The sequence below is a fragment of the Schaedlerella sp. genome, assembly GCF_056796775.1.
The window spans coordinates 57,193-71,305 of sequence record NZ_JBQIKP010000014.1; the positions used below are offsets into that span (position 1 = coordinate 57,193).

At 47.9% G+C, this 14,113-nt stretch carries 13 protein-coding genes; 2 read left to right on the forward strand and 11 right to left on the reverse strand.

The genetic code is table 11. From position 1 onward, the window contains the following. Nucleotides 1-92: 92 nt before the first annotated feature. Entirely contained in the window at nucleotides 93-2,582 is a 2,490-nt protein-coding gene (locus ACTOY7_RS08820) for a glycoside hydrolase family 3 protein (RefSeq protein ID WP_482672139.1), read from the reverse strand. Between the two features lie 275 nt (nucleotides 2,583-2,857). Here ACTOY7_RS08820 and rd point away from each other — a divergent pair, with 275 nt between their 5' ends. Next, nucleotides 2,858-3,019 carry a rubredoxin gene (gene rd / locus ACTOY7_RS08825; protein WP_004083083.1) on the forward strand — a complete coding sequence of 54 codons (162 nt, stop codon included), beginning with the start codon at nucleotides 2,858-2,860 and terminating at the stop codon, nucleotides 3,017-3,019. Between the two features lie 125 nt (nucleotides 3,020-3,144). Here rd and ACTOY7_RS08830 read toward each other — a convergent pair whose 3' ends face one another. The 8 genes from ACTOY7_RS08830 to ACTOY7_RS08865 form a co-directional block, all read right to left on the reverse strand. After that, nucleotides 3,145-4,236 carry a lysylphosphatidylglycerol synthase transmembrane domain-containing protein gene (locus tag ACTOY7_RS08830; protein ID WP_160283005.1) on the reverse strand — a complete coding sequence of 364 codons (1,092 nt, stop codon included), beginning with the start codon at nucleotides 4,234-4,236 and terminating at the stop codon, nucleotides 3,145-3,147. After that, nucleotides 4,226-4,798 (reverse strand): hypothetical protein, encoded by a 573-nt coding sequence (locus ACTOY7_RS08835; RefSeq protein ID WP_160283006.1) that lies wholly within the window; start codon nucleotides 4,796-4,798, stop codon nucleotides 4,226-4,228. The genes ACTOY7_RS08830 and ACTOY7_RS08835 overlap by 11 nt, the downstream gene beginning before the upstream one ends. Nucleotides 4,799-4,960: 162 nt before the next feature. Beyond that, nucleotides 4,961-5,992, reverse strand: a complete 1,032-nt coding sequence (locus ACTOY7_RS08840; protein ID WP_482671905.1) for a glycosyltransferase family 2 protein — start codon at nucleotides 5,990-5,992, stop codon at nucleotides 4,961-4,963. Between the two features lie 292 nt (nucleotides 5,993-6,284). Continuing rightward, the gene (locus ACTOY7_RS08845) at nucleotides 6,285-6,575 is read right to left on the reverse strand and encodes a CD3324 family protein (protein ID WP_330699820.1); all 291 of its coding nucleotides are present in this window, start codon (nucleotides 6,573-6,575) and stop codon (nucleotides 6,285-6,287) included. Continuing rightward, the gene (locus ACTOY7_RS08850) at nucleotides 6,572-7,222 is read right to left on the reverse strand and encodes a hypothetical protein (protein WP_482672138.1); all 651 of its coding nucleotides are present in this window, start codon (nucleotides 7,220-7,222) and stop codon (nucleotides 6,572-6,574) included. The genes ACTOY7_RS08845 and ACTOY7_RS08850 overlap by 4 nt, the downstream gene beginning before the upstream one ends. Before the next feature lie 661 nt (nucleotides 7,223-7,883). Then, nucleotides 7,884-8,273: a RidA family protein gene (locus ACTOY7_RS08855; protein ID WP_482672137.1), complete on the reverse strand. Its 390-nt coding sequence runs from the start codon at nucleotides 8,271-8,273 to the stop codon at nucleotides 7,884-7,886. Nucleotides 8,274-8,288: 15 nt separating this feature from the next. Beyond that, entirely contained in the window at nucleotides 8,289-9,641 is a 1,353-nt protein-coding gene (locus ACTOY7_RS08860) for an amino acid permease (RefSeq protein WP_482672136.1), read from the reverse strand. Between the two features lie 16 nt (nucleotides 9,642-9,657). Further along, nucleotides 9,658-10,410 carry an SDR family NAD(P)-dependent oxidoreductase gene (locus ACTOY7_RS08865; protein ID WP_160283902.1) on the reverse strand — a complete coding sequence of 251 codons (753 nt, stop codon included), beginning with the start codon at nucleotides 10,408-10,410 and terminating at the stop codon, nucleotides 9,658-9,660. A 193-nt stretch (nucleotides 10,411-10,603) separates the two neighbouring features. Between ACTOY7_RS08865 and ACTOY7_RS08870 the strand changes: the two genes are divergently transcribed. Then, complete coding sequence (locus ACTOY7_RS08870; protein WP_004083110.1) at nucleotides 10,604-11,632, forward strand: LacI family DNA-binding transcriptional regulator; 1,029 nt, start codon at nucleotides 10,604-10,606, stop codon at nucleotides 11,630-11,632. A gap of 117 nt (nucleotides 11,633-11,749) precedes the next feature. On the opposite strand, the gene allB is transcribed toward ACTOY7_RS08870, so the two are convergent. Together allB and ACTOY7_RS08880 are read right to left on the reverse strand one after the other, a co-directional pair. After that, nucleotides 11,750-13,099, reverse strand: a complete 1,350-nt coding sequence (allB, locus tag ACTOY7_RS08875; protein ID WP_160283901.1) for an allantoinase AllB — start codon at nucleotides 13,097-13,099, stop codon at nucleotides 11,750-11,752. 17 nt (nucleotides 13,100-13,116) lie between these two features. After that, complete coding sequence (locus ACTOY7_RS08880) at nucleotides 13,117-14,082, reverse strand: amidohydrolase family protein (protein WP_482672135.1); 966 nt, start codon at nucleotides 14,080-14,082, stop codon at nucleotides 13,117-13,119. Nucleotides 14,083-14,113: the final 31 nt, after the last annotated feature.

Consider the following 14,113-nt stretch of genomic DNA (forward strand, 5'->3'; position numbering starts at 1 on the left):
CAACTTTTATAGAAATTTAGTATAAAATGGTCTAAAAAAATGCCTATCCTGCGGACAAACGGGATAGGCATTCTTTATTCTATTTTTCCTGTTTATTCTGTCGTCTCATACAGCCCGGACCGCAGCACAACTCTCACCAGCCTGGTGATGCATCTCCTCAGATCTTCCTCTTTCAGAGTCCCCTGCTTCAGTTCCTTTCTCATATTGTCATGGTCTGAAAACTGTCCCGGCATGACAAGGTCATTTCCCGCACGCATACAGCCGGACGCCGTGCAGTCCTCCCCGTGCTCTGTGGTCGTCCAGTCGGTCATGATCACGCCGTCAAATCCCCATTCCTGTCTCGCGGCAGCCGTACAGGTATCCCTGCAGTTGGCGGCATGGATGCCGTTGATCAGATTGTAGCTGGTCATAATGGACATAGGGCGGGATTCCCGGATGGCGATCTCGAAGCCTTTCAGGTAGATCTCCCGCAGGGCCCGCTCAGACAGGATGCTGTCAGAGCCCATCCGGTTGTCCTCCTGATTGTTGCACGCAAAATGCTTGATCGTAGTACCGCATCCCGGAACACTCTGCACGCCCTTTGTCATGGCAGCGGCCATCTTCCCGCTGACCAGCGGATCTTCGGAATAGTATTCGAAGTTTCTTCCGCACAGCGGATTCCTGTGGATGTTCATCCCCGGCGCCAGCCAGAGCGTCACGCCAAAATGCTCCATCTCTTTCCCGATCATGGCGCCCGTTTCTTCGATCAGCTTTTCATTCCAGGTCTGGGCCAGCATGGTTCCCACCGGAATCGCCGTACAATACTGATAATAGGGCGTTCCCTCTGCTTGGAATCCCTGGCTGAAAAAGCCGTGCTCAAAGCTGGCCTCAAAGGAGGGCATCCGGATCACACCGTCCTTCACCCCATAGGTCTGCATCAGCCTTAAGCCCGCAGGGCCGTCCGCCAGCACGATATTTGCCACGCCCTGCTCATAAGCCGCAGTGCTTGTCTCTCCCGCAGAGCCCGGTACGGAGACGCCTGCGGATCCCAGGTTGCTCCCCTGTCCCTTGGCAGGCTCCCCTGTGGCCAGACGGATGAGCTGCTCGGTATCCAGGCCATTTACGATCTGCGCCGCCTCGTCGTCCTCCGGCTCATAAGCTGCTTCGTAGTCAATGACTTCGGTTTCCACACCGGAGAGGTCCAGCGGAATCTCCGCAGCCCCGTTCCCGCGTCCGGATTCCAGGTCTGCTTCATAGCGCGCAATCCTTTTTTCCTCCGGAATCGAGAGCAGATTCAACTCTTCCCTGAGCGGGCAGATATTCTTCACTCTGGACAGTACCTTCTCCTCTTCCAGCACAAGCATCGCTTCCATCCTGCTGTCAGCCAGGGAATTGCCGATCCATACGCCGTAGGTTCCGCGTTCCAGCAGCCATTCCGCAGAGGACTCGTCATAGGATGCCATCCGGTAAACCGGAAAACGGATCGTCAATGTCTCACTCTCTCCCGGAGCCAGCAGGCCGGTCTTTGCAAAACCGCACAGACGGCGGCTTTCCTTTTCCAACTTCCCGACAGGCGCCGATACATAAACCTGCACCACTTCCTTTCCGCTGTACAGCTTTCCGGTATTGGTCACCTTTACCTCCGCCGCCACTTCCGATCCTGCCGTCACCTTTACGGTCTCGATCTGAAAATCTGTATAAGACAGGCCGAATCCGAAGCTATATCTGACCGGTACCTGGAACGAATCAAAATAGCGGTAGCCTACATAAATGCCTTCTTCGTATTTTTCCTGATCCACATTTCCGTTCATATGGGAAAATGTCATGGCATTGGGGTAATCCTCGTACTTATCCGCCCAGGTGTCCGTCATTTTTCCGCTTGGCACTGCCTGACCGGAGATCACATCCGCAAGGGCATTGCCGCCCTCCATGCCCGGCTGAACAAGGTACAGGATGGCGCCGATATTTTCATACTGATCTGCGAAGGAAAGGTCTACAAGCCCGCCTGTATTGATCACGAGGATTACCTTTTCATAAAGCCTACAGATATCCCGGATATTTTTTGCTTCCTGATCCGTCAGATAAAAGTCTCCCTTCTCGTTGAACCGGTCCGCCCCTTCCCCGGCCACGCGGCTCAGCACATAAATCGCGATGTCCGCGTCTGTCTTTTCCACATCCGGACCGTCCGGCACGAAAAACGGGCTGGTCGAATATGCGATAAAAAATTCTTCTTCCTTTGCCCGTTCCAGGATCCCGTCCCGCCATGCAATTCTCGCGTCCGTGTAGATCCTGTCATAGGCATCAATCCAGTCCCTGCTCGTCACGGTATAGCCGGCGTTCAGCAGTCCCTGGTAAATGTTCACGACCTCTCTCTCGTTGACATCCCCGGAGCCTGTGCCGCCCTTGATCATGTGGGTTGCTCCCGGACCGTAGAGCGCTATCCGGCTTCCCTTCGCAAGAGGAAGGGTCTGCTTTTCATTTTTCAGCAGTACGATTCCTTCGCTCGCTGCTTTTCTCGCCGCTGCACGGTGGGGAGCCTCATAGGCTGCAATCTCCTGTGACTGGCTTCCGTAAAATGGTCTCTTCTTCAATGTTCTTGTCATAATCTGCCTCCTGATATCATGGATTCGTATTCCCCCATAACTCCCTTTCATCATATTTTTACCGCATTTCCTTTATTTGTCAATAGTCTTAAGGCATTTCATATTTAAAGACACGGAACTTTGAGAAAGAATACTTGCATAATCATCTGCCTGCGCGTTATACTGTTATTGTATCGAATCAGGGAATTTCCCGTTACAGTGCATGCCTGGCAAAGGTGTGGTCTATAAAAATTCCCTTTTGAGAGTACATGAAAATAAGCAAGGAGGTATTGATCATGAAACGCTATGTATGTGAACCCTGCGGATATATCTATGATCCCGAAGTGGGTGATCCGGACAACGGAATCGAGCCCGGCACCGAATTTGCAGATCTTCCGGATGACTGGGTATGCCCGGTATGCGGACTTGGGAAAGACGAATTTGTGGAAGAAGAATAGCTTCAAAAAATATGTAAAGCAGGAAATCGCCGTATGATTCCCTGCTTTACATATTTTTTGTTATGGCCATTCGGCCGTTTTATAAAGTATACCCAAGGGCATCCCGTTATGGCCATTCGGCCGTTTCACAAGGTATACCTGCGTCCTGCGGCTCTCAAGCACTGCCTCTCCTTCACCGTTTCTCCCCTGCGCCGGACCGCTTCATTGAGCAGCACCACAAGAAGGCTGACCACCAGAACAAAATAAAAGCTGCTCCCTCTTGCCACATACAGCGACGGCATGAGGCAGGCCTGTGAAAACACATGGCTGAACACCCGGCAGTACATCAGTTCCGTGATCCCCTGCGCCCCCGGAAGGGGGAGCATATCCACCGCCACGGACACAGAAGCCTGCAGAAGCATCACCGTCAGAAGGCTGGTCCCCTGCTGGGAAAATCCCAGATACACCAGCCCGGTGAGGAGGAACAGGCTGCACCTCTGCAGAAATGTGATCCCAAGGACCAGCAGCATCCTGTACTTCTGTTTTGCCAGAAAATGAACCGCTTCCTGATATCCGCCGATAAACTGGCGGATCTTTTCCGCCCTTCCGGCTGACGGCTTCAAGATCCGGATCCGTGTCAGGAAATGCTCGATCTGAAAGATCAGCCTCTTCATTGCCTCCGGCGCCAGCATGACCGCCAGCAGCACGGCCACCAGAACCACATGCAGCACAAGTCCCAGGATATACAGGCCGAAATATTTCCGAAGGTAGGATCTCAGCGGGTCATACCAGAAAACCAGCATGGCGCATCCGATGATCACAAGCACGAATTTATAGAGCAGCGCAACCGTCATCAGGACGACCGAGCTGTCTGAAAGCGCATTTCCATCCTTCTTCATATAATAAAGCTGCACCGGCTGTCCTCCCGTTGAGGAGGGTGTGATACCGGAATAAAAAAATCCGATAAAGGAATAGGAGATACATTTGCCGAGCCCGCTGCTGTCCGGGCTGATCATCCGCAGGAGATACCAGATCATGCTCCCTTCCGCGCACACAAAAAACAACGCGGCCGCAAGGATCAGCAGCAGACAGGGGAGGGAAAGTCCTTTGAGCGCCTCCCAGATCTGATTCCAGTCCTGTCCGTGCAGCACGGTATAAAAAGTCAGTCCCATGATCAGGAGAAATATCGTATAATTGATCAGATTTTTTCGGATTCTCTGCTTTCTGTCAGTATTCATATACAGCCTCCGGTTTCCGAAGTTTCCAGGATTCCTCCGTATGTACGATCTCCTCCAGAGCGCCTTCGAAGAGAACCTGTTTGTCCGGATATTCATAAAAATCTCTGGGCGTCACCAATGAGAAATGCTTTTCCGAAACCTGAATCCCATTTTCCGACAATAACCTTGCGATATAGGAGGAACATGTGTAATGGTTCTTCTGGTAAAAGGGCCTGCCGCACAGGATAAATGGCAGTCCAAGCACCGCATAGTGATAATGGAATCGATCCCGCATATCCTGTTCCAGCGTCTGCCGGATCTGCTCCTTCTGCCGCCCTGTGCATTCCATTTCGCAGATCATGTAATCCGCGGTCGGAAAGGCGCGCAGAATCTTTCTCTTATTTTCCTTTTCGAATCCCGCGATCACCGGGATAAACGGGTTCCGCCTTCCGAAGCTGTACGCTTCCTCCAGCTCCGCATCCATGGAGATGACCACATGGATGTATTTCTGTTTCAAAAAACGCCGTATGAGATACGCAAAAATCCCCGGTGTGTCTACCAATGCTATGTAAATCCGCGCCACTGTCTTTCCCCCTCGCTGTCTTTTTATGCACTTATCTATCCTGTTATCTGAACGTGCGGCTTGTTAAAAACGTGCAGCCTGTTAAGAGCATGCGGCCTGTTAATCTTCGCCGCTTCCCATTCCTTTCTTCCGCCAAATCTCCTTCGCCCACTACACTAGACTCTACTGGAACTGATATACCTTCTTGGCCAGACGGTAACCGCCGATGGTCAGCTTCCCTCCCAGCTTTCCGGGCAGATCGGTCAATCCGCTGATGGTCCCGAATTTTAGACGGTAATACAGCCTGCGGTCATTGGATTTGATGCCGCTCCACAGGTTCTTTTTCTTTGTATATGCTTCCTTGGAATTGATCAGAAGCAGGTGGATCGAGGAAATCGCCATCATGATGGAAATGTTTCTCCGCATGTACACCGCCAGCTTCGGATACCGCTCTGCCACCTCATCCAGATCCATGCACCGCGCCACCAGCTCCGTCACCTTGATCTGCTGGTCGATCCGGCGCATCAGCACCTTTTCATTGACGGACTGATCCTCCCGTCCCAGATAGTATTGATACAGGGCAATGTCCATATAGTACAGCTTCTTCACATAGGGAAGGGGCTGGTACGCAAACAGATTATCTACATAAAATGTATGCTCCGGCAGCCGGACTCCGGACTGGTGCAGCACCTCTGTCCGGTAGACCAGCGCGTGCATGATCAGATACTGGGACGGTGAAAAATGATTGATGTCATTCCAGGTACACAGCGTATCTGCCGGAAATACATTCCGGTAATTCATCTCCCGTGAGGTTCCTTCGTCCAGGTGGTTATACACATAGTTACAGACGAACAGATCCGGCATCTCTTCCGGGCTTCCGGCATCGCAGACTTCCTTGACCTTTGCCAGAAGCTTTTTGTATGCCGATTCCTCCAGCCAGTCGTCCGAATCTACGACTTTATAATACTGTCCCCGGGCAAGCTCCAGACCTTTGTTGACTCCTGCTCCGTGACCGCCGTTTTCCTGGTGGATTGCCTTAACGATACCAGGATATTTCCTCTCGTATGCGTCCGCGATCTCTCCGGTACTGTCCATAGAGCCGTCGTCTATGACCAGGACCTCCACGTCCTCTCCTCCCTTTACCAGAGAATTGATGCAGCGCTCCATATAATCCTGCGAATTGTAGCAGGGAATTGCAAATGTGATGTACTTCATGATGCCCCTCCTCCTCTTGAAAGCTGCCGGCTATCCGATGCCGCGGCCGGCAGTTTTTTCAGATTTTGCTTTTTCATCTTATTTTTTTATGTTCATTTTTTTGATGATATTAGGATATCAGGCAATTCTTAAGTTTTTCTATAGATAAATCTAAATAATAAAGGAAGATACTTATAAGAAATTCGGCAGATTTACTGAAACGCGGTGAATTGGAAGCACCCGTCGGACGCGCCAAAAAAGAGGGCGTTGAGAAAAACGCCCTCCTTTTTCTGCGTCATACAGATTTTAGATTCTAAAAGCTTTCATCAGATTTGTTTTTTTCCTGGCGGATGATCCGCTGGATACTTTTTTCAGCGAGGAAATATTCTTCTGCCAGTTCTTTGACGGAGCTTCCTCTCAAAAAATCGGCATATATTTTTTCATTTCTTCTTGCAAGCTCCTTCTTCGTTGTTGTCTGCTCTCCCCAGGCCTTTTTTTCCTCCTCCTTTTTCGGAATGTAGATCACAGCGCCGTCCGCATATTGCTGCAGCTGTTCAATTAATTCCCGCGGCAGGATTTCTACCGCACGTATGTAATCCATCATGTGCCTCCCCGGGTGCCGGAAGCATCGCCTGTCCAGTCCATCTCCGGATCCAGCTTAAACCCTGCTGCCTCAGCCAGTGTTTTATTGCTGAATACACCCGTCTTATCCGTTTCTTCCTTTTCAAACAGGACATGCTCGCGCGCCTTATTCTTCCGAAGCTTTCCGCCCTTCTGGAAAAACAGATATCTCTCCAGCTCGCTTTTGTAGAGCTCGACTTCCTTTCTGCAGCCTGCCGACTGCAGTTTTTTATTGTTTTGCTGAAAATATTGTTCAAAATCCATTTTGGTGGTCAGATTGCACTGGCTGCTTAAGGTTTCCAGTGGAAAGCTGTAATGAGATTTTATCGCCTGGTCACCCTGCTTTCCCAGATGCAGATTCAGAGCAGTCATTTCCGCAAGAGACGCATTTTTCACGTCAATCTCATTCAGATGGATCTTCTGACGGAATGCATTGCCGTGAATATCAATTCCTTCCGCCAGTATGACGGGGTCCTCCTCCGTGGAGCTCTCGTCATAATTCATATATAACTCCTGCCCGCTGACCAGATCCACTGTGTAATACAGATATCCCAGCTTCAGCTGTGCGTCTGCCATCTGTGAAAAAGACCTCTGCGGCTGCTTCCCGGATGGCTGCGCAGGCTTTGCCAAATAAACTGCTCCCCTTCCATAATTCGTATTTTGTAGCTCTGTCATGTTCATATGATTTCATTTTGCCTTATGCACGGATTGAATCATCCGGCTCAGTTAATCTGTCGTTCATAACTGATGTTATTCTCAAAAACAGCGGCAGACGGCAGGTACGGCTGCGGCCTGCTGCCGAAAGAGTCCATAACCACAGGCAGATTTCAACAATCCCGCATTCCTTTCTTTTTTCATTGTATCAGGCGCGGTCCGCCTGAATTAAGAAATAAACGTAAGTGCAGATCCGGACTATAGAAAGCCAGTTGTATATTTCCGGTTTGAGTTGATCTGTTTTTTCCTCTCCATCGGAATCCCCCTTCCTCATATTTTATGTGAGCAGAAATTTAAATTCTAATCCCCCACTTTTTTATTGTATCACGATTCAAGGGAAAGCGCAGAACATATTTCTTTAAAATTAAAATTGTGCCGCAAAGAAAGGAGCCGCTCATCAAGCGGCCCCTGCTCCTGTCCCCGCAGGTCTCCAGGGTTCACATCAATGATCACTTCCATGTCCCATTTTTCTGCAGACAGCACAGTCTCCAGGTTTTCTTTCAGTGCAGCACTTCTCTTCTTTTTAAAAAGACGAATCCCGAAAGACCCGTCTTTTTTTCAACACTACCTGTAAATTTTATTTCTCTATCACCGCAATTGCTTCTATTTCTATTGCCATTCCTCCATTAAATTTTCCAACCTGCATCGTAGAACGCGCAGGGGGATTTTCCGGAAAATACTGCTTATAGGTTTCGTTGAAAATTGAAAACTGATCGATATCGGCAACAAATACCAGTGTTTTGAATACATGCTCCAGATCTGTTCCGGCAGCTTCCAGGATCGCCTTCATGTTCTTCATAATCTGATGTGTCTGAGCCTGGATATCGTCCGGTCCAACCAGCTTTCCGGTTACCGGATCTGTTCCCGTTATTCCGGCTGTAAAAACAAAATCTCCTACCTGAAACCCCTGGGAATACCATCCTCCCGGCTGTGCAGCCCGATCTGTTGAAATCAATTCCTTTTTCAAAATCGTTTCCTCCCCCTATCTGGCCTGTGTCTGCTTTTTCTTATTTTTGTGTTCAAAATAATAGTATGCCGGAAGTCCTGTTACGAGAGCAACAACACCTGCGATCAAAGATGCTCCCGGCGCCCAGAGGAACGTGGAAACCAAAAGGATTCCATTTGCAAAAATGGCTATGATCGTCATAATCTTCCACGCAGGACATTTCCATCCCGGATTATAGGACGCTTTGCTGCGGTGTACAAACATTGTACAGAATACCAGCATGTTTTTCACAAGGCAGATTACGGTAAAGTATCCAAGAAGGTCATTGATTCCTGACAGGAATACCAGCAAAATAGCGTATACCGCCTGCGCGCCGAGTGCAAAGGACGGCGTGTTATATTCCGGATGAACCTCTGCAAAACGACTGTACCATAAGCCGTCTTTGGCCATCGCATATTCCAGTCTCGGCTGATACATTGTTGCGCCGGACATAGAGCCGGTTATTACAAGAATCGCCAGAAGCGCCGTCACGATGCCTGCTGCCTTTCCGATCATAGGAATTTCTGAAAATGCAAGTGCAATCGGTGTATCCGTAGCTGCAAGCTCTCCGATCGGTATCAGCCCTGCCGCTATCGTCGAGAGTCCTCCGTATAGTAAAATCACGATCGCAATACATCCAATCATAACCTTCGGCATCGTCTTTGACGGATCTTTTACTTCCCCTGTCATATAGCATGCGCCGATTGCACCGTCATAAGACCATGTTGTAGCGGAAACGCCTGCCAAAAGTGCCGCAATGCCGACCGGCGCGCCAACGATAGCAGGTTCTGCCAACTGGGAGCCATTCATAAAGAACAGTCCGACGATGATCAGCAGAAAGAATGGAAGCATCTTCAGGCTTGTGATAAGCTCCTGGAATTTTGCACCTGCTTCTACGGATCTATAGTGCAGATATGTAAAAGCCAGAATGATGCATACTGCCATGATTTTAATCGGAAATCCCTGAAGAGACGGAATAAAAAAGGCAACATAACTGGCAATAGAAAGTGACATAACTGAGCAGGTACATGGATCTGTTGCCCAAAAAGCCAGCCATCCGTTCAAAAATGCGATAGGTCTCCAATTCGCCTCCTTTAACCATGTAAACTGTCCCCCATCTTCAGGATATGCGGACGACAATTCTGCGTAAAGCATATTCTGCGGAATCATTATCAAACCGCCGATAATAAAGCTTGCAATCATCATAGCTGCCGAACCGGATGCGCCTGCCACTTCAGCAAGCGAAGTAAAAATTCCTGAGCCAACCGTTGTCCCGACCGCAATTGCCAATGCCGCTCCGACACCTAATTTACGTTTTAATTCACCCTGTTTCTTTTCCGTATTTGACATTTTCTTTCCTCCTGAACTATTGTGCGGTGTATCCTCCATCAACCATCAGATGTGTTCCCGTGATAAATGAGGCTTCTTCACTTGCTAAAAATGCGACTGCTCGTGCAATATCAATCGGCTGTCCCAATCGATGCAGCGGATAGCTTGCAATCAGTCTTGCGCATTCTCCTTCGTAATCCCCGGAACGCGACATATCTTTTACAAATGCCGGGGTCTCTGTACCAGACGGGCACACAGCGTTGACACGGATACCAAACGGTGCAAGTTCCAGTGCAAGGCTCTTCGCGAACTGGATAATTCCGCCTTTGGATGTATTGTATGCAAGCGACTCCACACACCCTACGATTCCCAGTTCACTTCCGGTACATACAATCGCTCCATGGGAACTTTTCTTCAATAGTGGGAGCGCATATTTTGCGCATAAAAAATATCCTTTCAAATTCACCGTCATTACCTGATCCCAGTCCTCTTCCGTCGTATCCCACAATGTTTTGCTCAGCGAATATGCCGCATTGTTGAACAGGACATCCAAAACTCCAAATTTTTCCTCTGTCATCCGGAACATTTTTTCCACCTGTTCGGACTTGCTCACATCTACTTTGCAGAATACGGCGTTTGGAGCCAGTTCACTTTCAATCTTCCTGCCTCTCTCCTCATCCAGATCCGCAATTACAACCTTCGCGCCTCTTTCAACAAACAAACGCGCTGTAGCTTCCCCAATTCCGCTCGCCCCTCCGGTGATCAATGCCACATAGTTTTCTAATCTCATGTTCTCCTCCTTTACTTATCTATTTACTAATACGTTTTAATTGTTTGTTTAATTTTATTATTTATATACACGAATGTCAATAGAAAAATGAAATAAATTAATTTTTTATTGAAAAAGAGAATGCAAAAAACTTGAAATTTTACACCTCTGAACGTATAATATTATTAATAAATATTAGTAATGAGGTATCCTTATGAAGAGAGCAACTTCCAAAGACGTAGCAAAACTGGCCGGCGTTTCACAGACTACCGTGTCGTTTGTTTTAAACAATACCCCCGGCATCTCCTTATCCGATGAGACACGGCGGAAAGTATTAGATGCGGCCAGAGAGCTGAACTACATACCAAATTCCTTTGCAAAGGGGTTAAAAACAAGCCGCTCTAAACTGCTGGGAATTTTTCTGCCTACAATGGCCAACCCATTTTATCAGAAGCTTATGCAATATATCGAAAATTATACGGCTGAGCTCGGATATAACGTGATGCTTTGCTGTACCTATCGAAATGCAGAACGAGAAAAATCTTATCTGGATTTATGTGTCGAACACCAGGTAGATGGGATCATCTATCTCTTTACACCCAACTGGGTCAAGCAGATTACCAGGATTTCTCACAATATCCCGGTTATTTTGATCAGTGAAAAGTCTGAGGATATTTCAATAAATACCATCAGCCTGAATGGATTCCAATGCGGAAAGATTCTGACAGAACATTTATTGCAGCTGGGGCATAAAAATATTGCCTATGTAATGAGCCCTGTCACCTCAGTTTCATTGACCCGGCAGATGCGTCTGCAGGGAATCAAGGCCGCCGTCCAGAATGCGGGTCTGGGTGAAGATGCTTTAGAAGTCATTACAAATCCCGTTGTCGCTTCCGATAATCTGGAGGCAAACGCCGGATTTGCCGCTATGGAATCTATATTGAAAAAAAAGCGGAACACTGCCGTTATCGGTGTAAATGACCTGGTATCATTTGGACTTTTATCAAAAGCGCTTAACATGGACGGTATCCGTATCCCGGAGGATATTTCGATCTGTGGTTTTGATAATACTTATCTGGCTCATATGGCCCATCCAACACTGACAACTGTTGAATACTGTACAGAGCCTCTCTGCAGGCTTGCCGTTGATATGCTGCTAAATAACAACAGTATCGATGTGTTGAAATTATCCGGCGAGCCAAAACTGATTATCGGTGAATCAACCGGGCCTGCGCCGCTTTAATCATTCGGTCACTTATCAGGCTGTCGGAAAATGGCTGACAATATATTGCAGTAGTATTCCGTGAACCACCTACTATATCGTCAGCCATTTTTACAACTCCATATAAACCGAATTTTTCTATACCGAGATATATCGTCCGTATCCCGGTTCTTTTTTTATTCTTCCGTTTTCAAAGATTACATTTCCTCGCAGATATGTGCTTACAATCCTGGAGCTTAATGCTTTTCCTTCATGTGCAAATCTGCAGACTTTGCTCTTTGAAAAAGTGTTTTTTCTGCTGCAGATCCATCCGGCATTCAGATCGGCAATATAAAAATCGGCATCCGAGCCAACCATAATTGCTCCTTTTTTCGGATAGAGCCGAAACCTCTTAGCCGCATTTGCAGCGGTAAATGCAGCAAACCTCTGCAATGACATGTTTCTCCTTTTTACACCTTCATCGAGCAGCAGAGGGATTGCTATATCAATTTCCGGCGCGCCGCACATAGCGTTCCTCAGATTCCCATCCCCAGGCAGCTTTTCCTCTTCCAGATAAGGGGCGTGATCCGTCCCCAAGTAGTCAATCGTGCCGTCCAGCACAAATTCCCAAAGACGGTTCATACGTTCCCGGCTTCGAAGAGGAGGATTGATCCTTGCGAATGTACCGTATTCCGCATGGTCCTCATAATTCAGTGTAAGATAATGAGAGCAGGTCTCTGCCGTCACATCGATGCCTTTCATCTTTGCTTCCGCTATAAGCCGGGCTCCCTCCGGTATTGACATATGACAAATATGCAGACTGCATCCCGTACATCCGGCATACAGCAGCAGTGTATGAATCGCTGTAAGTTCCGCCTGCCACGGTCTCTCCGCATCGTGGACTTCCAGGCTCCATTCCCTACTGATATTTTTTTCTGAAAACCGTTTTACCATACCGGGATTTTCGGCATGCGCTCCATATATACATCCCAGTTCAGCCAGTTTTTCCATTTCTCTGAACTGGTCATATTCGTCCGACCACATAAAATCCGGCCCCGCATCAATTGTAAAAGCCTTAAATGCTATGCAGCCTAATTCTTTTAATACTTCAAACTCATGGATATTGTCCGGCATTGCCGAACCCCAAAAAGCAAAATCAATCAGAGAATTTTCCTTTGCTCTCTGCATTTTCAGTTCGAATGTTTTCCGGTCCTTGACCGGAGGAGTTGTATTAGGCATATCCAAAACCGTCGTAAATCCGCCGCTTGCCGCCGCCCTTGTTCCATGTCTGAAGTCTTCCCGCCATTCGGCCCCGGGATCAAAAAAATGCGGATGAGTATCTATAGCTCCTGGTAAAATATAATTACCGCCGGCATCTTCCATTTCTTTTGCATCCATCTCAGGTCTTCCCTCTCCGATAACCGCAAATTTTCCGTTTTCAATCCCAATAAATCCTGAAATTGTTTTTTCTTCTGTCACAATATTGGCATTATAAATGATCAAATCCATTGATATCCAAACACCTCCTACAACTCCCCATTTTCCATCATTTCACGCAGCGGTGTATCCGGAATCCTGGAAAATGGTCCTTCCGCTGCTTTTGCTACTCTGAATGCCGCCTCCTGCGCATCTCTGACTACCTTCCCTTCATCAACGGATACTACTTTAAAGCCGTCAATCAATACCTTTCCATCCACCAGAACCATCTCAACTTCACTGCCTTTTGCTGAGTAAACCAGATTCGGAACTATGTTCCGTACCGGATAATGAATGATCGGCGCCAGGCATGGCTGTGTAAAGTCAACCATAATGATATCTGCTTTCTTTCCGACCTCAATAGAACCTGTTTCCTCTCCGAGGCCGATTGCACGGGCAGCTTCAATGGTTGCCATTCTTAGTACTTTCCATGCAGGAAAAATGCTTGGATTTCCGGATTTACACTTATTCAATATTGCGGTAAACTTCATTTCGTTAAACATATTGTTGCAATTATTGCCCGGAGCCTGATCTGATCCCAGTGCCAGCCGACCGCTGACTTCCAGGAAAGCGGCGGCCGGCGGAACAATTCCATCAATGATTGCGATGCTTCCGCTGCACAAAACCATTCCTGCGCCGCGGCCGGCCAGAAATCTGGTCTCTTCCTCTGTTGCCTCTGTCAAATGTACTGCCATCAATTGTTCATCCAGATAACCGACTTCTTCCAAAAACGGAATTGTACGCATACCATATCTTTTTATCATTTGGTCAATCTCACGGTCGCCCTGGGACACATGCATATGGATTCCGGTTTTCCGATGATCCGCTGCGGATTTTATTTCCAGAAGCAATTCCTTACTGAGCATGTCCGCTCCCTGTGGTCCGAACATACACGTGATTCTTCCATTCTCCTGTCCATGCCACCGTTCAAAAAGTTTCTTACATCTTTCAAATTTGTTACCATACCGCCTGCGGCGGCACAAATGATGACGAAAGCTTCGATTCCATATTTCCATATAGACTAAATGGGTGTATTCTTATTTTCAG